The following is a 20436-nucleotide window of genomic DNA, read 5'->3' as shown; positions in this document are numbered from 1 at the left end:
CAGGCGTGGGGCCGGGCTCGGGTGGGCGCTTGACGGGCCGCGGCGGTCACGCGGGTAGTGTGGGCCGGGGGCGGGATGCTGGGTAAGCAGAGCGGCGATTATAGGGCGGTCGCGGCGCGCTCAGGCAAGCTCGTCGGGGCTGTCCTGCAGGGGCGCAGCGGCGCGCCCGGTGAGCCAGACCCGCACGCTCTTCACACGGTTCTCACCGGACTGCAGGATTTCCAGGCGATAGGGGCCGATGCGCAGGCAAACCGGGCAGTCCGGAATCTGCTCCAGGGCTTCGGTGACCAGGCCGTTGAGGGTCTTGGGCCCTTCGCTGGGCAACTGCCAGCCGAGGGTGCGGTTGAGCTCGCGCAGGTTCGCCGAGCCGTCGATGACGTAGGTGCCGTCGCTCTGCGGGTGGATGTCCGGGTTGCGCAGTGCGTCGGCGTTGCTGAACTCGCCGACGATCTCCTCGAGGATGTCTTCCAGGGTGATGATGCCGATCACCTCGCCGTATTCGTCGACGACGATGCCGATGCGCCGTTTCTGCTTCTGGAAGTTGATCAGCTGGGTGGTCAGCGGCGTGCTTTCCGGGATGAAGTAGGGCTCGAGGCAGGCGGCGCGCAGGCTTTCCTTGGTCAACTGGTCGTGGGTCAGCAGGCGGGCGATCTGGCGGATGTGGACGATGCCCTCGATCTGGTTGATGTCGTTGCGGAACACTGGCAGGCGCGTGTGGGTGGTGTTGCGCAGCTGGCTGATGATGCTTTCCAGCTCGCCGTCCAGGTCGATGCCCTGAACCTCGTTGCGCGGCACCATGAGGTCGTTCACGGTGATCTTTTCCAGGTCGAGGATGCTCAGCAGCATGTCCTGGCGGTTGCCGCTGAGCTTTTCGCTGGAGTCGCTGACCACGCTGCGCAGCTCCTCGCTGCTCAGCGGTTTGCTCTTACGCTGGGTGGCGTCCAGGCCGAACAGGCGCAGGATGTTGTTGCTCACGCCGTTCATCAGCCACAGCAGCGGGCTGAACAGGCGCTGCAGCCAGAGCAGAGGCAGGCTGGCGGGGAAGGCCACGCGCTCGGGGCGCAGGGTGGCGTAGGTCTTGGGGGTGATCTCACCGAAGATCAGCAGGATCAGCGTCAGCACCAGCGCGGTCGGCGCCACCGCGAAGTCGCCCCATAGGCGCAGGGCGAGGAGGGTGGCCAGCGACGAAGCGATCACGTTGACCAGGTTGTTGCCGATCAGGATGGTGCCGAGCAGGCGATCGGTGCGCAGCAGTAGCCAGCTGGTCCGCCGTGCCGCGCGGTTGCCCTGCTTGGCCAGGTGGCGCAGACGATAGCGGTCGATGCTCAGCACGCCGGTCTCGACGCTGGAGAAGAACGCCGAGCAGAACAGCAGGAAGATCAGCAGACCGACCAGGTAGCCGGGTTGGATATCGTCCATGCGTGGCGTGCTGCCCCTCGATCAGATATGGAGGATGAATTCCTTGACCAGCTTGCTGCCGAAGTAGGCCAGCATCAACAGGCAGAATCCGGCGAGGGTCCAGCGGATTGCCTTGTGGCCGCGCCAGCCGAGCTGGTGACGTCCCCATAGCAGTACGGCGAAGACCACCCAGGCGAAGCAGGACAGGATGGTCTTGTGCGCCAGGTGCTGGGTGAACAGGTTGTCGAGGAACAGCCAGCCGGAGATCAGCGACGCCGAGAGCAGCACCCAACCGCCCCAGAGGAAACCGAACAGCAGGCTTTCCATGGTCTGCAGCGGAGGGAAGCTGCGTATCCAGCCGGCCGGATGCTTCTGCTTCAGGCGCCGGTCCTGGACCAGCAGCAGCAGCGCCTGGACCACCGCGATGGTGAGCAGGCCGTAGGCCAGCACCGAGAGCAGGATGTGGGCGAGGATGCCGGGCTGCTCGTTGATCGGCTCCAGCGTGCCGTGTGGCACCAGGGTGGCCAGCAGCGTGGTCAGCGCGCCCAGCGGATAAAGGAAGAGCAGCAGGTTCTCCACCGGGATGCGCAGGCAGGCCAGCAGGGTCAGGGCGATGATGGCGGCGGAGATCAGGCTCGCGGCGTTGAAGAAGTCCAGTACGAGGCCGGCCGGGGTGATCAGCTGCTGCGACAGGCTCAGGCCCTGTGCCAGCAGCGCCAGCAGGCCGAGGAGCAGGATCAGGGGTTTGAGCGGCGCCGCGCGACGGGCCAGCTGGATGCCGTGATGGGCCGTGGCGCCGAGGTAGAGGACGGCGGCGAGCAGGCTGGGCAACAGAGGGTGCATAGGTCCTTGGAGGGTCCGTCGAAAAGCGCTGAGTTTGGCATATAAAGGCCGTGCCGAGAAAGCAGCCGGGAATGCGTCGCTTTTGCGCCGTATGACGTTGCACGGGTGGATCATCGGCGGTGTTCGCCGCCGCGGTCTTGGTTATAATCCCGCGCTTGCTGCAACGCCCACCCCGGCCGGCCAAGGCCCGATAGGAACGCGCATGTTCGAAAACCTTACAGATCGTCTCTCGCAAACGCTGCGCCAGGTCACCGGCAAGGCCAAGCTGACCGAGGACAACATCAAGGACACGCTCCGCGAAGTGCGGATGGCCCTGCTCGAGGCCGACGTGGCCCTGCCGGTGGTCAAGGACTTCGTGAACCGGATCAAGGAGCGCGCGGTCGGCACCGAGGTGTCCAAGAGCCTGACCCCGGGCCAGGCCTTCGTGAAGATCGTCCAGGCCGAACTGGTCGAGCTGATGGGCGCGGCCAACGAAGACCTCGCGCTCAACGCCGCGCCGCCGGCAGTCATCCTGATGGCCGGCCTGCAAGGCGCCGGTAAGACCACCACCGCCGGCAAGCTGGCGCGCTTCCTTAAAGAGCGCAAGAAGAAGTCCGTGCTGGTGGTTTCCGCCGACGTCTATCGCCCGGCGGCGATCAAGCAGCTGGAAACCCTGGCCAACGACATCGAGGTGAGCTTCTTCCCCTCCGATGCCAGCCAGAAGCCTGTAGCCATCGCCGAAGCGGCGATCCGCGAAGCCAAGCTGAAATTCATCGACGTGGTCATCGTCGATACCGCCGGTCGTCTGCACATCGACGCCGAGATGATGGACGAGATCAAGCAGGTCCACGCGGCGATCAAGCCGGTGGAAACCCTGTTCGTGGTCGACGCCATGACCGGTCAGGACGCCGCCAACACCGCCAAGGCCTTCAATGAAGCCCTGCCGCTGACCGGCGTGATCCTCACCAAGGTCGACGGCGACGCCCGTGGCGGTGCCGCGCTCTCGGTGCGCGCCATCACCGGCAAGCCGATCAAGTTCCTCGGCATGGGCGAGAAGACCGAAGCGCTCGACCCCTTCCACCCGGACCGCGTGGCCTCGCGCATCCTCGGCATGGGCGACGTGCTCAGCCTGATCGAACAGGCCGAGCAGAACATGGACCGCGAGAAGGCCGAGAAGCTCGCGAAGAAGATCAAGAAGGGCAAGGGCTTCGATCTCGAAGACTTCCGCGACCAGCTGCAACAGATGAAGAACATGGGCGGCCTGGGCAGCCTGATGGACAAGCTGCCGATGCTCGGCGGCGTCAACCTGTCGCAGATGGGCAACGCGCAGAACGCGGCGGAGAAGCAGTTCAAGCAGATGGAGGCGATCATCAACTCCATGACCCCTGGCGAACGTCGCGATCCGGAAGTGATCAGCGGTTCGCGCAAGCGTCGTATTGCCCTGGGTTCCGGCACCCAGGTGCAGGACGTCGGCCGTCTCATCAAGCAGCACAAGCAGATGCAGAAGATGATGAAGAAGGTCACCGCCAAGGGCGGCATGGCGAAGATGATGCGCGGCATGGGGAGCATGTTCCCCGGCGGCGGCATGCCGAAGATGTGATCCCGCAGGCCCGCCCACCCGGCGGGCCGACGTGCTGCGGCTTGCGGCGCGGGGCTTTAGCTCATAGAATATGCGGCCTTTCGGGCTCTGTGCCCGGGGGCTGCATTTCTTTTTTGCAAGCAAACCATAGGAACAACGTACGCATGGTAACCATTCGTCTGGCTCGTGGCGGCTCCAAAAAGCGCCCGTTCTACCACCTGACCGTGACCAACAGCCGCAACGCTCGCGACGGCCGTTTCGTCGAGCGCGTCGGTTTCTTCAACCCTGTCGCCACTGGCGCCGAAGTTAAGCTGTCGGTCAACCAGGAGCGTCTGAACTACTGGCTGAGCCAAGGCGCTCAACCGTCTGAGCGTGTTGCTCAGCTGATCAAGGAAGCCGCCAAGGCTGCCTGAAGTCGATGAACACGATGCCTGCCGCCGAGGAAATGATCGTTCTCGGCAAGATAGTTTCCGTGCATGGCATTCGTGGTGAGGTGAAGGTGTATTCCTTTACCGACCCGTTGGACAACCTGCTGGATTACCGGCGCTGGACGCTCAAGCGTGGCACCGAGGTTCGACAGGCTGAGCTGGTCAGTGGCCGCGTTCAGGGCAATGTCCTGGTAGCGAAGCTGAAGGGACTGGACGATCGCGAAGTCGCCCGCACCTATGCGGATTTCGAGATCCTGGTACCGCGCAGCGAGCTCCCGGAGCTGGACGACGGCGAGTACTACTGGAGCCAGCTGGAAGGTCTCAAGGTGATCGATCTGAACGGGCAACTGTTCGGGATTCTCGACCACATGCTGGAGACCGGCGCCAACGATGTGATGGTGGTCAAGCCCTGCGCAGGCAGCCTGGACGACCGTGAACGCCTGTTGCCGTATACGGACCAGTGCGTGCAATCGGTAGACCTGGAAGCCGGTGAGATTCGGGTGGACTGGGACGCGGACTTCTAACCCATGTGGATAGGGGTAATCAGCATCTTTCCCGAGATGTTTCGCGCCATCAGCGACTACGGCATCACGAGTCGTGCGGTAAAGCAGGAGCTGATTCAGCTTCAATGCTTCAACCCACGGAGCAACACCGAGGATCGTCACCAGACGGTGGACGACCGGCCTTTTGGCGGTGGTCCCGGCATGGTGATGAAAATCAAGCCGCTCGAAGGCGCACTGGGCGATGCCCGACAAGCCGCAGGCGGACCGGCGAAGGTGATCTACCTGTCGCCGCAAGGTCGCAAGTTGACGCAGGCGGCCGTGAAGGAACTGGCGAACGAAGAACGGTTGATTCTGATCGCCGGGCGTTACGAAGGCATCGACGAGCGCTTCATTGAAGAGCATGTCGATGAGGAATGGTCGATTGGAGACTACGTGTTGTCCGGGGGTGAGCTTCCGGCGATGGTACTGATTGACGCGGTCACGCGCTTGTTGCCCGGTGCATTGGGCCACGCGGATTCCGCAGAGGAGGATTCGTTCACCGACGGCCTGCTCGACTGTCCGCACTACACCCGACCTGAGGTGTACGCAGACAAACGTGTTCCTGAGGTGCTGCTCAGCGGCAACCACGAACACATCCGGCGATGGCGTTTGCAGCAGGCCCTAGGCAGGACCTGGGAACGACGCGCCGATCTTCTAGATTGCCGCTCGCTTTCTGGAGAAGAGAAGAAGCTGCTGGAGGAATACATCCGCCAGCGGGACGATAGTTAACGTATCGATGGCGAGCGCCGAGCGCTTGTCTTAGGAGCACTGACATGACCAACAAGATCATTCAGCAGATCGAAGCTGAACAGATGAACAAAGAGATTCCGGCGTTCGCCCCCGGCGACACCGTAATCGTGCAAGTGAAGGTGAAGGAAGGCGACCGTTCGCGTCTGCAGGCCTTCGAAGGCGTCGTGATCGGCAAGCGTAACCGCGGCCTGAACAGCGCTTTCACCGTTCGCAAAATCTCCAACGGCGTTGGCGTAGAGCGTACCTTCCAGACCTACAGCCCGCTGGTTGACAGCATCAGCGTCAAGCGTCGCGGCGACGTGCGCAAGGCCAAGCTGTACTACCTCCGCGACCTGTCCGGCAAGGCAGCTCGCATCAAGGAAAAACTGGCCTAATTCGCCGGTCGTTCCCGAAAAAAGCAGCCCACGGGCTGCTTTTTTCTTGCCTGCCATTCAGTGGCCGGCGTTCCCTCTACTGCCTCCCGGCAGCGCACAACAAGCACAACATCCGCAGCACCGGCAGCCACCCTCAATGCATCAGGTAGCAGTGGCATGAGCCCTCGTGATCAGGAAATTCTTCGCCGTACCCAGCTTTCGGAAACCCGCGTGACCAAGGCGGTGTTCCCCTTTACCACCAATCACCACGACACCCTGTTCGGCGGCACCGCGCTGGCCTGGATGGACGAAGTGTCCTTCATCGCCGCGACGCGCTTCTGCCGCCTGCCGCTGGTGACCGTCTCTACCGACCGTATCGACTTCAAGCACCCGATTCCCGCCGGCTCCATCGTCGAGCTGATCGGCCGGGTGGTGAAGGTCGGCAACACCAGCCTCAAGGTAGAAGTGGAAGTCTTCGTCGAGAGCATGTCCGCTGACGGCCGCGAAAAGGCCATCCACGGGCTGTTCAGCTTCGTCGCCATCGACGAGGCGAAACGCCCGGTGCCGGTATTGCCAGGGTTTGCCGCGGCCTGAGGCGCGCGGCGTCAGTGGTGCAGGCTGACGCGCAGCGAGGCGCCGGAGAGGTCGATGTTCTGCAGGCTCAGGTTGCCCATGCTCTGGCTCTGTGGAGCGCCGGCGACGCGGATGTTGTCGAAGTGCATCTCGCCGATGGAACTGGGCAGGCGCAGGTTGATCGAGCCGTCGGGATTGACGCTGCTGGCCATGTGGTCGGTGTCGTAGACCACGTCCTTCATCGAGGTTTCCGCCTGCAGGCTGTCCAGCACCGGCATCACCAGGCGCGCCAACTGCTTGACCGTGCCCACGCCATCGCCTTTCTCGGCGCTGACGAACAAGCCCTGCAAGGTTTCGTCGAAGCCCTGGGCGCTGACATCGCTCATTTCGCCGTCGCTCATCGGACGCAGGCCCTTGGGCGATTCCTGGCGGGTATAGCTCGCCGGGAGCTGCTGGCGCTGGATGTCCGCGCTCGCCATCTGGAAGGGCGCGAGCAGGGCCGCCACCAGGGTGGCGGCCAGGCGTAGGTTGTTTTGCTTTTTCAGTGCCCTGTTCAGTTGGCGTTCGCTGATCCAGCCCTGGCTCACCAGGGTTTCGCCCAGGCGCAGGCCGTTGCGCAATTGCAGCTGGACAGCCTGGTCCAGCTGGGCGGAGCTGATCAGCCCCTTGTTGATGAGGATCTGACCAAGGCGGGAGTTCTGGGTGTTGGGCATGGTGCGACCGCTGCTGGCAAAGTGAGTGATGGCGCAGTGCAATCATTGTCCGTCCATGGCCGTCTGTCACCCATCGAAGGATAGGCTGACGGACGAATCCTCAGGTCGTCCGGGATTCCTCCGACTGCCGGTCGCACTGGGTTCGTTCATCATCTGGCGAATTTTCGATCAGGGCAATCAGCAACCAGCCGACGGTCGGTTTCGGCGGCTGCGTGGTGCTGGCCACGTGCATCCAGCCCGTCGGATCGCGGGCGAAGCGCAGGGTCAGGCTGCCCTCGAACAGGATCATCGCCACCGACAGGGAGACCAGCGGAAACAGCAGCGGGCCGAACAGCTTCTGCGGGGCGAGCAGGCCCAGCAGCGGGCCCGCGAGAATCCCGGCTACGAGCAGGACGAGAATCGCCGGCATGCGCAGGCGCCAGGCCAGCCATTGGCAGAGCAGGGCCGTGCTGCCGATGGCAAGCAGGATGCTGTTTTCTTCCGGGCAGGGGTTCCTTGTTGCGGGGTGCGACTGGTTTCGAATCAATGGCCTGTGAAAGACTAGCCGCGCCTTTATCGCCGCAGAATCCTTCCTCGTCATGTCGCCGCTCCCGCATCCGCTCATCGACCGCTTCCTCGACGCCCTCTGGCTGGAGAAGGGGCTTTCCGACAATACCCGCGCGGCCTACGGCAGCGACCTGGCGCTGTTCAACGGCTGGCTCGACGAGCGCGGCGTGAAGCTGGAAGCGGCGGGACGCGACCTCATCCTCGACCACCTGGCCTGGCGCCTGGCCGAGGGCTACAAGGCGCGCTCCACCGCGCGCTTCTTGTCGGGCTTGCGCGGCTTCTACCGTTACTGCCTGCGCGAGGCGCTGATCGCCGAGGACCCGACCCTGCTGGTGGAGCTGCCGCAACTGGGCAAGCCGCTGCCCAAGTCGCTGTCGGAGGCGGATGTCGAGGCGCTGCTGGCGGCGCCGGAAACCGAGGACCCGCTCGGCCTGCGCGACCGCGCCATGCTCGAAGTGCTCTACGCCTGCGGGCTCCGGGTGAGCGAGTTGGTCGGGCTGACGCTCGAACAGTTGAACCTGCGCCAGGGCGTGGTGCGGGTGCTCGGCAAGGGCAGCAAGGAGCGCCTGGTGCCGCTGGGCGAGGAGGCGATCCTGTGGATCGAGCGCTACATGCGCAACGCGCGCGGCGACCTGCTCGGTGGAAGGCCGAGCGACGTGCTTTTCCCCAGCCTGCGTGGCGAACAGATGACCCGGCAGACCTTCTGGCACCGCATCAAGCACCACGCCAAGGTCGCCGGGATCGGCAAATCGCTGTCGCCACACACCCTGCGGCACGCCTTCGCCACGCACCTGCTCAACCACGGCGCAGACCTGCGCGTGGTGCAGATGCTGCTCGGCCACAGCGACCTGTCGACCACGCAGATCTACACCCACATCGCCCGTGCGCGTCTGCAAGAGCTGCACGCGCAGCACCATCCGCGGGGGTAGGCCTTTACCGGGTCCCCGCGTTCGCGGGGAGGACGATTAAAGCGTTCTATCCCGCCGTCGTCCCCGCGAACGCGGGGATCCAGAAGCAGGCGCAAACCTTCTCCCATTCGACCAACGGTCCGTCCGGAAGCCTCGTGCTACAAGCTCGCGGTTCGGCCGGGTGCCACGCTGTGGTAGTCTTCCGGGTTCATCCACAGGAGTTTTCCATGCGTCTGTCCCGTATCCTGGCTGTCGCGGCACTGGGCCTCGCCAGCACCCTCGTACTGGCCGCCGAACCTGACCAGACGATCCGCAAGACCCTGCAATCGCTGCAGCCGGACCTGCCCATCGAAAGCATCAGCGCCAGCCCCATCCAGGGTCTTTCCGAAGTCCACCTGAAAGGCGGCCGCGTGCTCTACGCCAGCACCGACGGCCAGTTCGTCGTGCAAGGCAACATCTATCAGGTGAAGGACGGCGCAGCCACCAACCTCACCGAAGTCGCTGAAGCATCGGGCGTGGCCAAGACCATCAACGCCATCCCGGCCAGCGAGATGGTGGTGTTCCCGGCCCAGGGTGAAGCCAAGGCGCACATCACCGTGTTCACCGACACCACCTGCCCTTACTGCCAGAAACTGCACGCCGAAGTGCCGGAGCTGCAGAAGCGCGGCATCGAAGTGCGCTACCTGGCCTTCCCGCGCCAGGGGCCGAAGTCGGCCGGCGACCAGCAGCTGCAGGCGGTGTGGTGCTCGAAAGACCGCCAGGCGGCCATGACCGACATGTTCCACGGCAAGGAAATCAAGGCCGCGCAGTGCGCCAACCCGGTCGACAAGCAGTTCGAACTGGGCCAGATGGTCGGCGTGCAGGGCACCCCGGCGATCATCCTCGCCAACGGCCAGATGCTGCCGGGCTACCAGCCGGCCGGCGAACTCGCCAAGCTGGTGCTGGACGCCAAGTAATCCGGGCTTTGCGCTCGATTTGACTAATAGGGAACCGCTTCGTAATGTGCGGTTCCTTTAACCAAGAGGCCGGGCAGTCGCCCGGCCTTCGTTCGGCACTCCCCGACTCCGGCTCGCGCGCTTCATCGTGCGGGCCTGTTGCATTCGGGGAGCGCTCCGATGCCGCGATGATGGGGAGTTTCAGCGTGAAACCGGTGAAAGTGGGAATCTGTGGGTTGGGGACCGTCGGTGGCGGTACCTTCAATGTGCTCAAACGCAACGCCGAGGAGATTGCCCGCCGCGCCGGGCGCGGTATCGAGGTTGCGCAGATTGCCGCCCGTCGCCCCAATCCGAAGTGTGAAACCGGCAGCACCCCCATCACTGCCGACATCTTCGACGTGGCGAACAACCCGGAAATCGACGTGGTCATCGAGCTGATCGGTGGCTACACCCTGGCCCACGAGCTGGTGCTCAAGGCCATCGAGAACGGCAAGCACGTGGTCACCGCGAACAAGGCGCTGATCGCCGTGCACGGCAACGAGATCTTCGCCAAGGCTCGCGAGAAGGGCGTGATCGTCGCCTTCGAAGCCGCCGTGGCCGGTGGCATCCCGGTAATCAAGGCGATCCGCGAGGGCCTGGCTGCCAACCGCATCAACTGGCTGGCCGGCATCATCAACGGCACCGGCAACTTCATCCTCACCGAGATGCGTGAGAAAGGCCGCGCCTTCGCCGACGTGCTGAAGGAAGCCCAGGCCCTGGGCTACGCCGAAGCCGATCCGACCTTCGACGTCGAAGGCATCGATGCTGCGCACAAGCTGACCATCCTGGCGTCCATCGCCTTCGGCATCCCGCTGCAGTTCGACAAGGCCTACACCGAAGGCATCACCCAGCTGACCACCGCCGACGTCAACTACGCCGAAGCGCTGGGCTACCGCATCAAGCACCTGGGCGTCGCGCGTCGCACCGACAAGGGCATCGAACTGCGCGTACACCCGACCCTGATCCCGGCCGACCGCCTGATCGCCAACGTGAATGGCGTGATGAACGCCGTCATGGTCAACGGCGATGCCGCTGGTTCGACGCTGTTCTACGGCGCCGGCGCCGGCATGGAGCCCACCGCTTCCTCGGTGGTCGCCGACCTGGTGGATGTGGTTCGCGCCATGACCGCCGACCCGGAGAACCGCGTGCCGCACCTGGCCTTCCAGCCGGACTCGCTCTCCGACCACCCGATCCTGCCGATCGAAGCCTGCGAAAGCGCCTACTACCTGCGCATCCAGGCCAAGGACCACCCGGGCGTACTGGCCCAGGTGGCGACCATCCTTTCCGAGCGCGGCATCAACATCGAATCGATCATGCAGATGGAAGTCGAAGAGCATGACGGTCTGGTGCCGATGATCCTGGTTACCCACCGCGTGCTCGAGTCCCGCATCATCGAAGCCATCACCGCGATGGAAGCGCTGGATGACGTGGTCGGCAATGTCGTACGCATCCGCGTCGAACAACTGAACTGAATCGAACGCGGCGCTGCCTGCGGGCGGCGCCGCCAACCCGAAGGTTTCACACCATGCGTTACATCAGTACCCGCGGCCAGGCCCCCGCGCTGAACTTCGAAGACGTGCTGCTGGCGGGCCTCGCCAGCGACGGCGGCCTCTACGTCCCGGAAAACCTGCCGCGCTTCACCGTCGAGGAGATCGCCTCCTGGGCCGGCCTGCCGTACCACGAGCTGGCCTTCCGCGTGATGCGCCCGTTCGTTGCCGGCAGCATCTCCGACGCCGACTTCAAGAAGATCCTCGAGGAAACCTACGGCGTCTTCGCCCACAACGCCGTGGCGCCGCTGCGCCAGCTCAACGGCAACGAGTGGGTGCTGGAGCTGTTCCACGGTCCGACCCTGGCCTTCAAGGACTTCGCCCTGCAGCTGCTCGGCCGCCTGCTCGACCACGTGCTGTCCAAGCGCGGCGAGCGCGTGGTGATCATGGGCGCCACCTCCGGCGACACCGGCTCGGCGGCCATCGAAGGCTGCAAGGCCTGCGAGAACGTCGACATCTTCATCATGCACCCGCACAACCGTGTGTCCGAGGTGCAGCGCCGGCAGATGACCACCATCCTCGGCGAAAACATCCACAACATCGCCATCGAAGGCAACTTCGACGACTGCCAGGAGATGGTCAAGGCCAGCTTCGCCGACCAGGGCTTCCTGAAAGGCACCCGTCTGGTGGCGGTCAACTCGATCAACTGGGCGCGGATCATGGCCCAGATCGTCTACTACTTCCACGCCGCCATCCAGCTGGGCGCGCCGGCCCGTTCCGTGGCCTTCTCGGTGCCCACCGGCAACTTCGGCGATATCTTCGCCGGCTACCTGGCGCGCAACATGGGCCTGCCGGTCAGCCAGCTGATCGTCGCGACCAACCGCAACGACATCCTGCACCGCTTCATGTCCGGCAACCGCTACGACAAGGACACCCTGCACGCGTCGCTGTCGCCGTCGATGGACATCATGGTGTCGTCCAACTTCGAGCGCCTGCTGTTCGACCTGCACGGCCGCGACGGCAAGGCGATCGCCGAGCTGATGGACACCTTCAAGGCCACCGGCAAGCTGTCCGTCGAGGACGACCGCTGGACCGAAGCCCGTCGCCTGTTCGACTCCCTGGCGGTGAACGACGAGCAGACCTGCGAAACCATCGCCGAGGTCTACGCCGAGTGTGGCGAACTGCTCGACCCGCACACTGCCATCAGTGTGCGCGCCGCGCGTGAATGCCGTCGCAGCCTGGCCATTCCGATGGTCACCCTGGGTACCGCGCATCCGGTCAAGTTCCCGGAAGCCGTGGAAAAGGCTGGCATCGAAGCGGTTCCGGCGCTGCCGGCGCACCTGGCCGACCTGTTCCAGCGCGAAGAGCGTTGCACCGTGCTGCCGAACGAACTGGCCAAGGTCCAGGCCTTCGTCAGCGCCCACGGCAATCGCGGCAAACCGCTCTAAGCCGTAGCTATGAAGAAGCCCGCCCAATGGCGGGCTTTTTCGTTTCCAGGCAGCAAGTTGTTGAGGAAGTTGAACTTTCCTAACGCAATGGTGGTCATTTCCCCTGTGCCTTTGCCGTTCTGACAGGAGAAACCCATGGATCGACTGAACGCGCTGCTTGCAGCCCTTTTCAGCCAATACGCCCGGGAACTCGGGCCGGCCCGACCCGATGGCGGCCGGGTGTTGAGCCTGAGCAACGATGCCGGCGAGGTCGTTCTGCGACGCGTCCTGACCGGTGAACAACTGGCCAACGACGACCGCTGCCAGGAAGCCCTGGAAACCATCGCCCGCGACATGGCAGTGCAGGAAGGACGCATCTGCGAGGATGTCATCCAAGCCTTCCGCCTGCGCGCGGCCCAGGTGCTCAGCTACTGAGGCTCCCAGCAGCACAAACGAAAACGCCGCCCCACTGGGCGGCGTTTTCGTTTGGTGCCCGAGCTACAGCCGACCGCACTGCGCCAGGCGTGCGCGAATCGCGCCAGTGGTGCGGCCGTGAGCGCGGGCGATGGCGGTTACGGCGTCGCCGGCGTCGTAGCGCTGCAATAGCGCCTGCTCTTCTTCCTCGTCCCACGGTTTGCCTGCCTGCACCGCTGCTGGCTTGTCCTTGTGCTTCTCCAGCAGGCGGATGGCGTGGAAGAGTGCGCGGATCACCTCCGGCGCCTGGCAGGCATCGCCGGTTGGCAGTGGCATGCCGTTGCGCGGATCGGTGCCGTTGGCCAACTGGCGCAACAGGTCGAGGTTTTGCGAGTGGGTATCCATGGCGTTGTTCCTCGGCGAGGCGCCCGGGATGGGCGCCGTGAGGATCAGGTAGCGGGTTTTCCGAGCGAAGTCTGCCGGCCAGGTCGGCAGACCCTGTAGGAGCCTTTCTGGTCAGACCGCGCCGTCGCGGCGCAGCGCGGCGATCTGCGCAGCGTCGTAGCCCAGTTCGGCCAGTACTGCGTCGGTGTGTTCGCCCAGCTTCGGCCCGATCCATTCGGTGGAGCCCGGCGTCTCCGATAGCTTGGGCACGATGCCGGGCATCTTGAACGGCTTGCCGTCGGGCAGCTTCGCCGAAAGGAACATCTCGCGGGCGAGGAATTGCGGGTCGGCGAACATGTCCTCGGCGGAGTAGATACGGCTGGCCGGCACCTCGGCGGCATTCAGCACCTTCAACACGTTCTCCAGCGACTCCGAGCGCGCCCAGCGGTCGATTACCCCGTAGAGCTCGTCGCGCCGCGAATCACGCCCGGCGTTGTCGGCCAGCTGCGGATCCTCGGCGAGGTCCTGGCGGCCGATGGCCTGCATGAAGCGGCGGAAGATGGCGTCGCCGTTGGCGGCGATCTGCACGTGCTTGCCGTCGGCCGTGGTGTGCACCGAGGAGGGTGTGATGCCGGGCATGATGTTGCCGGTGCGCTCGCGGATGAAGCCGAACACGTCGAACTCCGGGACCATCGACTCCATCATGGCGAACACCGCTTCGTAGAGCGCCACGTCCACCACCTGGCCCTGGCCGCCGTTGACCTCGCGATGACGCAGCGCCATCAGCGCGCCTATCACGCCCCAGAGCGCGGCGATGGAGTCGCCGATGGAGATGCCGGTGCGCACCGGCGGGCGGTCCTCGAAACCGGTGATGTAGCGCAGGCCGCCCATGGACTCGCCGACCGCGCCGAAGCCCGGCTGGTCCTTGTAGGGGCCGCTCTGGCCGAAACCAGACAGGCGCACCATCACCAGCTTCGGGTTCAGCGCGTGGAGCACATCCCAGCCCAGGCCGAGCTTTTCCAGCACGCCGGGGCGGAAGTTCTCGATCAGGATGTCCGCCTCGGCCAGCAGTTTCTTCAGCACCTCGCGGCCGGATTCGTGCTTGAGGTTGAGGGTCAGCGAGCGCTTGTTGCGCGCCTGCACGAACCACCACAGCGAGGTGCCTTCGTAGAGCTTGCGCCACTTGCGCAACGGGTCGCCGCCGTCGGGCGATTCGATCTTGACGACTTCGGCGCCGAACTCCGCGCAAAGGCGCGAGGCGAAGGGGCCGGCGATCAGGGTGCCGAGCTCCACGACCTTGAGTCCGGCGAGTGGCTTCTGGATGGCGTTCATCGGGATGTCCATTGGTCAGGCAGTGGCGCGACTCTAGCGCGAGCCAGGCGGGTCGGGTAGCCCGGCCGTTTGGCTGCAAAGGCATTTCCGCAACCCCGGTCTGGCGCGTAGAGTAAGAACATTCCTTCCGTATTTTCCGACCGTCCGGCCCGGTATCGCGTCCATGTCCGCTTTCGCTTCCGCCCTGCCTGCAGGCTGCCCGTCGCTCTCGTTGCGGCATGGGGAGGAGGGCGCATGCAACTGAGCGTACCGACGCTGCTCCTCGCCGAGCTGTTCGTCCTCATCCTGGTCGGTGCGCTCATGCTGGTCGCCTGGCGTGGCGGCCGTCGCGAGCCGACCCTGGGCTACCTCGGCGCGGTGCAGCTGATCGGCGCCCTGGCCACGCTGATCATCAGCCTGCGCGCCTTCGAGCTGGTAACCCCGGCGGTGGTGCTCGGCAATACGCTCATGATGCTGTCCTACGGGCTGCTCTGGACCGGCATGCGCCGCTTCGCCGGGCGCGAGGCGTCAGTGCTCGGCATCTGCGCCGGCGCCGGCCTCTGGCTGCTGGCCTGCCTCTGGCCGGGCTTCATGGCCTCGCTGCCGCTGCGGGTGAAGTTCTATTCGCTGCTGGCCGTCATCTACTGCCTGCTGGCGGCCAGCGAGCTGTGGCGCAGCCGGCGCGCGCTCGAAGTCACGCTGTGGCCGTCGCTCGGCCTGCTGCTGTTCAACGCCTGCTTCTACTTCGTCCGGCTGCTGTTCGATCCGGGCTTGCCGAGCGAAGCGAGCACCGGTATAGAGGCCACCTTCTTCGCGGTGCTGGTGTTCGAGACCTTGCTGGTCAGCGTCGGCATGGCCTTTACCACCCTGACCATGGTTCGCGACCGCGCCGAGCTGAAGCTGCGCGTCGCCGCGCTGAGCGATCCGTTGACCGGCATCGGCAACCGCCGGGCCTTCATGGAACAGGGCGAGCGCCTGCTGCGCCTGTGCGCCGAGCGCGAAGAGCCGGTGGCCCTGCTGGTTTGCGACCTGGACAACTTCAAGCGGCTCAACGACTCCTTCGGCCATCCCGCCGGCGACCGCGCGCTGCTCGAATTCAGCCGCATCACCGCCTCGCGCATGCGCCGCCAGGACGTGTTCGGCCGTATCGGCGGCGAGGAGTTCGCCTGCCTGCTGGCCGAGGCCGGCACCGAGGCCGCCTGTCAGGTGGCCGAGCGTATTCGCCGCGAGTTCGCCGAACTGCCGTTCATCGGCGAGGGGGTGCTCAGCGTGAGCATAGGCGTGGTCACCAGCGAGCATGGCGGCTACCGGCTTGCGCACCTGCTCGCATTGGCCGACCAGGCGCTCTACCGGGCCAAGGCCAAGGGCCGCAACCGCATTGAATTGTCGGCGCCCGGGCCGGAATCCGAGGGACGTGTCTGACGCGAGTTGGCAGCGATGTCAGCGCAATCGGAGTAGACTTGCCGCCTTCGCATCGCCGGGATAGACCATGGCCCTCTCCGCCACCCCCTACAAAGCCGACATCAGCCTCACCGACCTCGATCGCGGGGTCTACGAGACGCTGCGCTTCACCGTCGCGCGCCACCCCTCGGAAACCGAGGAGCGCCTGGCCGTCCGCCTGCTGGGCTACGTGATCTGGTACAACGAGCGGCTGTCCTTCGGCCGTGGTCTGTCGGACGTGGAAGAACCGTCGCTGTGGGAAAAGAGCCTGGACGACCGCATCCTGCACTGGATCGAAGTCGGCCAGCCGGACAGCGACCGCCTGGTCTGGTGCTCGCGCCGCTGCGAGAAGCTCTCGCTGCTGGCCTACGGCAACCTGCGCGTGTGGACCACCAAGGTCCTCGACGGCGTGCGCCACCTGAAGAACCTAAACGTCGCCGCCGTGCCCCAGGAGCCGCTGGAGGCCCTGGCCAAGGACCTGCCGCGCTCGATCAACTGGACCGTGATGATCAGCGAGGGGACGATCTTCGTCACCGACGAGAACGGCCAGCATGAATTGCAGCTGGAATGGCTGATGGGCGAGCGCTGATTCGCGCTAGCTGCGCGTCGGCCCGGCTGCGTTGAGAACAGGCCCGGGCTTGCTCATTTACAGCTGTAAACTCCGCGCCCATGCCTGTTCTCGCCTTGCCGTGCTCTAGCTCGCAAGGCGCGAAGACTGGTCAAAAAGAATCGATTGGACCCCCGATGCGCATCGACCCCCGCCCGCTCCCCGCAACCCTGCCCGACCTCGGCAACCTGCCGCCCCTGCTGACCCGCCTGTACGCCGCCCGTGGCGTGAAGTCCGCCGACGAGCTGGACAAGGGCCTGGCGCGGCTGATCCCGTACAAGCTGCTCAAGGGCGTGGACGCGGCGGTGGAGCTGCTGGTCGAGGCGCTGGAGAAGCGCCAGCGCATCCTCTACGTCGGCGACTTCGATGCCGACGGCGCCACCGCCAGCAGCGTCGGCGTGCTGGCCCTGCGCATGCTCGGTGCGGCCTGGGTCGATTACCTGGTGCCGAATCGCTTCGAATACGGCTACGGCCTGACCCCGGAAATCGTCGCCGTGGCGCTTGAAAAGCGTCCGGACCTGCTGGTGACCGTGGACAACGGCATCTCCAGCATCGAGGGCGTCGCCGCGGCCAAGGCCGCCGGACTGCGCGTGCTGGTCACCGACCACCACCTGCCTGGCCACGAACTGCCGGCCGCCGACGCCATCGTCAACCCCAACCAGCCGGGCTGCGAATTCCCCAGCAAGGCCATGGCCGGGGTCGGCGTGATCTTCTACGTGATGCTTGCCCTGCGCGCCCGCCTGCGCGAGCTGGACTGGTTCGCCCGCAGCGGCACCCCCGAGCCGAACCTCGCCGAACTGCTCGACCTGGTGGCCCTGGGCAGCGTCGCCGACGTGGTGCCGCTGGACGCCAACAACCGCATCCTGGTGCACCAGGGCCTGGCGCGAATTCGCGCCGGTCGGGCCCGGCCGGGCCTGCGCGCACTGCTCGAAGTGGCCGGCCGCGACGCCCGGCGCATCACCTCCACCGACCTCGGCTTCATCCTCGGCCCACGCCTGAACGCGGCCGGGCGCCTGGACGACATGTCGCTGGGCATCGAATGCCTGCTCTGCGAGGACGAGGCCGTCGCCCGCGACATGGCGGTGCAACTCGACCAGCTCAACCAGGACCGCAAGGCCATCGAGCAGGGTATGCAGCGCGAGGCGCTGGCCCAGCTCAAGGAACTGCCGGAAGAGGAAATGCCCTTCGGCCTGTGCCTGTTCGACCCGGACTGGCACCAGGGTGTGATCGGCATCCTCGCCTCGCGCCTGAAGGAGCGTTACCACCGCCCGACCATCGCCTTCGCCGACGCCGGCGATGGGCTGCTCAAGGGCTCGGCCCGCTCGGTGAATGGCCTGCACATCCGCGACGCGCTGGACGCGGTGGCAGCGCGGCATCCCGGCCTGATCAGCAAGTTCGGCGGCCACGCCATGGCGGCCGGCCTGTCGCTGCCGCAGGAAAACTTCGGCGCCTTCGCCGCGGCCTTCGACGCCGAGGTGCGCCGCCAGCTCGACGAGGACGACCTCACCGGGCGCATCCTCTCCGACGGCCAACTCGGCCTGCCGGAATTCCACCTGGAACTTGCCCGCGCCCTGCGCCAGGCCGGCCCCTGGGGCCAGCACTTCCCCGAGCCGCTGTTCCACGGGGTGTTCCAGATCGTCCAGCAGCGCATCGTCGGCGAGCGCCACCTGAAACTGGTGCTCAAGACCGAATGCGGCTCGCTGCAACTTGACGGCATCGCCTTCAACGTCGACCGCGAGGTCTGGCCGAACCCGACCGTGCGCTGGGCGGAGATGGCCTACAAGCTGGACGTCAACGAATACCGCGGCAACGAAAGCGTGCAGCTGATGGTGGTGCACCTGGCGCCGCGCTGAGGGCGGTGGATTCCCAGCGGATCCCATCCGCGAATGGTGCCCCCCTGTAGGAGCGGATTCATCCGCGATTTTTCGCGGACAAGGTCCGCTCCTACACGTTCTTGTCATCCCCGCGAACGCGGCGACCCAGAATCTTGATTGGGTGTAACGCGCCGCTTCGGTTTGTTCGGGTGTTTCTTGTTTCGCCTCTCGGCGAGTCACTTCTTACAAACGCCTAAGAAGTAACCAAGAACGCTTGCCCCGACATACGGGCCCGATGAGGCCGGGCTACCCTCGCGAACTCCCGCGCACCGGAGGCACGCCCCGACAGTACGTCCCTGTACAGATCGGGGCTCTAGCGACATCCATGTCGCATGACCTCCTCAGCCCGGGTTTCGCTCGGCCTTCTGTAAGGGGCGGCCTGGCGCGTGCGGAAGCTCCTCTGGAAATCCGCTTTCTGGATCCCCGCGTTCGCGGGGAAGACGTGAAGGGAAATATCGCGCGTTACTGTAGGAGCGACGGGGGCGCCTAGCCCTTGTCCGCGAAAAGATCGCGGATGAATCCGCTCCTACAGGAAGGCACCGTGCCAGGAGTTCGCGGATAAGATCCGCTCCTACACCGTCGTCCGCTTTTTCTCCCAGCTGAACGAAACGTCCGACTACAGTTGAAGTGTCGATCATTCGTTGAAAGAACCGAGGGAGTGTAGCCATGAGCCAGCTGTTCGAGCCCCTGACCCTGCGCCAATTGACCCTGCCCAACCGCATCGGCGTTTCCCCCATGTGCCAGTACTCCGCCGAGGACGGCCTCGCCAACGATTGGCACCTTGTACACCTTGGGAGCCGCGCCGTGGGTGGCGCCGGGTTGGTCCTGGTCGAGGCCACCGCCGTGGTGCCGGAAGGGCGCATCACCGATCGAGACCTGGGCCTGTGGAAGGATGAACAGGTCGAGCCGTTGCGGCGGATCACCCGTTTCATCGAGTCGCAGGGCGCGGTGGCCGGCGTCCAGCTGGCTCACGCCGGGCGCAAGGCCAGTACTTATGCGCCCTGGCTGGCCAAGCCCGGCAGCGTGCCGGTGAGCGAGGGCGGTTGGGTGCCGGTGGCGCCTTCGGCCATTGCCTTCGATCCCAAGCACACCACGCCCACACCGCTGACCGAAGAGCAGATGGCCGGCGTGGTGCAGGCTTTCGTGCGCTCCGCCGAGCGGGCCCTGGCCGCTGGTTTCAAGGTGGTCGAGGTGCATGCCGCGCACGGCTACCTGCTGCATCAGTTCCTCTCGCCATTGTCGAACCAGCGCCGAGACCAGTACGGTGGCTGCTTCGAGAACCGCATCCGCTTCCTGCTCGAAGTGACCCAGGCGGTACGCGAGGTCTGGCCGGCGGAACTGCCGCTGCTGGTGCGCCTGTCGGCCACCGACTGGGTGGAGGACGGCTGGAACCCGGACGAAACCGTCGAGCTGGCGCGACGCCTGAAGGCGCTGGGTGTCGACCTGATCGACGTGTCTTCCGGCGGCACTGCGGTGAACGCCGAGATCCCGGTGGGTCCCGGCTACCAGACCCAGTTCGCCGAGCGCGTGCGCAAGGAAGCGGAGATCGCCAGCAGCACCGTCGGGATGATCACCGAGCCGGTGCAGGCCGAGCACATCCTGCGCACTGGCCAGGCCGACCTGATCCTGCTGGCGCGCGAGCTGCTGCGCGAGCCCTACTGGCCGCTGAATGCCGCCGATGAGCTGGGCGGCCAGCAGGTGCCCTGGCCGGCGCAGTACCTGCGCGCGGCCCATCGCGGCACGCCGGCGCGCAAACCCTTCGGCGAGTCCTGAGAAGGGGCAGGGGCCGTTCGTCGGACGGCCCCCTGCGAATCCCCTGTCGGAAACTGTGAGGGGCGTCACGTAATGCCATTTTGCTGCTATCCTCCCCGGCATCGCGTCAGGATGACGCACTAGCCCCTAGGAA

General features: G+C 65.4%; 19 protein-coding genes and 2 pseudogenes. 15 read left to right on the top strand and 6 right to left on the bottom strand.

Annotation, left to right across the window (positions count from 1 at the left end; genetic code table 11):
- Positions 1-120 precede the first annotated feature (120 nt).
- Positions 121-1419 (bottom strand): HlyC/CorC family transporter, encoded by a 1299-nt coding sequence (locus ACA097_RS07130; protein WP_371369375.1) that lies wholly within the window; start codon positions 1417-1419, stop codon positions 121-123.
- A 21-nt stretch (positions 1420-1440) separates the two neighbouring features.
- The gene (locus ACA097_RS07125) at positions 1441-2241 is read right to left on the bottom strand and encodes an inner membrane protein YpjD (protein WP_371369373.1); all 801 of its coding nucleotides are present in this window, start codon (positions 2239-2241) and stop codon (positions 1441-1443) included.
- A gap of 202 nt (positions 2242-2443) precedes the next feature.
- Between ACA097_RS07125 and ffh the strand changes: the two genes are divergently transcribed.
- The 6 genes from ffh (at position 2444) to ACA097_RS07095 (ending at position 6466) form a co-directional block, all read left to right on the top strand.
- Positions 2444-3820 carry a signal recognition particle protein gene (gene ffh / locus ACA097_RS07120; protein ID WP_371369371.1) on the top strand — a complete coding sequence of 459 codons (1377 nt, stop codon included), beginning with the start codon at positions 2444-2446 and terminating at the stop codon, positions 3818-3820.
- A gap of 143 nt (positions 3821-3963) precedes the next feature.
- Positions 3964-4212, top strand: coding sequence for a 30S ribosomal protein S16 (gene rpsP / locus ACA097_RS07115; RefSeq protein ID WP_024766882.1), 249 nt, complete (start codon positions 3964-3966; stop codon positions 4210-4212).
- 5 nt (positions 4213-4217) lie between these two features.
- Complete coding sequence (gene rimM, locus ACA097_RS07110) at positions 4218-4751, top strand: ribosome maturation factor RimM (RefSeq protein WP_043249668.1); 534 nt, start codon at positions 4218-4220, stop codon at positions 4749-4751.
- Positions 4752-4754: 3 nt separating this feature from the next.
- Positions 4755-5498 (top strand): tRNA (guanosine(37)-N1)-methyltransferase TrmD, encoded by a 744-nt coding sequence (gene trmD / locus ACA097_RS07105; protein WP_043249672.1) that lies wholly within the window; start codon positions 4755-4757, stop codon positions 5496-5498.
- A 44-nt stretch (positions 5499-5542) separates the two neighbouring features.
- Positions 5543-5893, top strand: coding sequence for a 50S ribosomal protein L19 (rplS, locus tag ACA097_RS07100; protein WP_043249673.1), 351 nt, complete (start codon positions 5543-5545; stop codon positions 5891-5893).
- Between the two features lie 156 nt (positions 5894-6049).
- On the top strand, positions 6050-6466 hold the full coding sequence (locus tag ACA097_RS07095; protein WP_371369367.1) for an acyl-CoA thioesterase: 417 nt from the start codon (positions 6050-6052) through the stop codon (positions 6464-6466).
- An 11-nt stretch (positions 6467-6477) separates the two neighbouring features.
- Here ACA097_RS07095 and ACA097_RS07090 read toward each other — a convergent pair whose 3' ends face one another.
- Together ACA097_RS07090 and ACA097_RS07085 are read right to left on the bottom strand one after the other, a co-directional pair.
- Positions 6478-7158 (bottom strand): hypothetical protein, encoded by a 681-nt coding sequence (locus ACA097_RS07090; RefSeq protein WP_160288880.1) that lies wholly within the window; start codon positions 7156-7158, stop codon positions 6478-6480.
- Positions 7159-7327: 169 nt separating this feature from the next.
- Positions 7328-7681: pseudogene (locus ACA097_RS07085) on the bottom strand (hypothetical protein); the annotation flags it as partial.
- Between the two features lie 55 nt (positions 7682-7736).
- Here ACA097_RS07085 and xerD point away from each other — a divergent pair.
- The 5 genes from xerD to ACA097_RS07060 all read left to right on the top strand — a co-directional run bounded on the left by xerD (position 7737) and on the right by ACA097_RS07060 (position 12935).
- Positions 7737-8633, top strand: a complete 897-nt coding sequence (xerD, locus tag ACA097_RS07080) for a site-specific tyrosine recombinase XerD (RefSeq protein WP_043249683.1) — start codon at positions 7737-7739, stop codon at positions 8631-8633.
- Positions 8634-8839: 206 nt separating this feature from the next.
- Positions 8840-9568 carry a thioredoxin fold domain-containing protein gene (locus ACA097_RS07075; protein ID WP_160285963.1) on the top strand — a complete coding sequence of 243 codons (729 nt, stop codon included), beginning with the start codon at positions 8840-8842 and terminating at the stop codon, positions 9566-9568.
- A gap of 185 nt (positions 9569-9753) precedes the next feature.
- A complete protein-coding gene (locus ACA097_RS07070) occupies positions 9754-11058 on the top strand; it encodes a homoserine dehydrogenase (RefSeq protein WP_043256957.1) in 1305 nt (434 codons plus the stop codon).
- A 53-nt stretch (positions 11059-11111) separates the two neighbouring features.
- Complete coding sequence (gene thrC, locus ACA097_RS07065; RefSeq protein WP_371369364.1) at positions 11112-12521, top strand: threonine synthase; 1410 nt, start codon at positions 11112-11114, stop codon at positions 12519-12521.
- A gap of 135 nt (positions 12522-12656) precedes the next feature.
- Positions 12657-12935, top strand: a complete 279-nt coding sequence (locus tag ACA097_RS07060) for a DUF3509 domain-containing protein (RefSeq protein WP_043249689.1) — start codon at positions 12657-12659, stop codon at positions 12933-12935.
- A 63-nt stretch (positions 12936-12998) separates the two neighbouring features.
- On the opposite strand, the gene ACA097_RS07055 is transcribed toward ACA097_RS07060, so the two are convergent.
- Together ACA097_RS07055 and ACA097_RS07050 are read right to left on the bottom strand one after the other, a co-directional pair.
- On the bottom strand, positions 12999-13319 hold the full coding sequence (locus ACA097_RS07055) for a hypothetical protein (protein ID WP_371369361.1): 321 nt from the start codon (positions 13317-13319) through the stop codon (positions 12999-13001).
- A 111-nt stretch (positions 13320-13430) separates the two neighbouring features.
- Positions 13431-14649 (bottom strand): annotated as a pseudogene (locus ACA097_RS07050) (CaiB/BaiF CoA transferase family protein).
- A 215-nt stretch (positions 14650-14864) separates the two neighbouring features.
- Here ACA097_RS07050 and ACA097_RS07045 point away from each other — a divergent pair.
- From ACA097_RS07045 to ACA097_RS07030, 4 genes are all read left to right on the top strand, one after another.
- Positions 14865-16031, top strand: a complete 1167-nt coding sequence (locus ACA097_RS07045) for a diguanylate cyclase (protein WP_371369359.1) — start codon at positions 14865-14867, stop codon at positions 16029-16031.
- A 67-nt stretch (positions 16032-16098) separates the two neighbouring features.
- On the top strand, positions 16099-16638 hold the full coding sequence (locus tag ACA097_RS07040) for a YaeQ family protein (protein ID WP_043249699.1): 540 nt from the start codon (positions 16099-16101) through the stop codon (positions 16636-16638).
- A gap of 155 nt (positions 16639-16793) precedes the next feature.
- Positions 16794-18509, top strand: coding sequence for a single-stranded-DNA-specific exonuclease RecJ (gene recJ / locus ACA097_RS07035; protein ID WP_043249701.1), 1716 nt, complete (start codon positions 16794-16796; stop codon positions 18507-18509).
- Between the two features lie 687 nt (positions 18510-19196).
- On the top strand, positions 19197-20303 hold the full coding sequence (locus ACA097_RS07030; RefSeq protein WP_043249702.1) for an NADH:flavin oxidoreductase/NADH oxidase: 1107 nt from the start codon (positions 19197-19199) through the stop codon (positions 20301-20303).
- Positions 20304-20436: the final 133 nt, after the last annotated feature.

The organism is Pseudomonas sp. QL9 (assembly GCF_041409665.1).
GTDB lineage: Bacteria > Pseudomonadota > Gammaproteobacteria > Pseudomonadales > Pseudomonadaceae > Pseudomonas > Pseudomonas knackmussii.
This window is presented reverse-complemented; position numbering and strand designations above follow the sequence as displayed.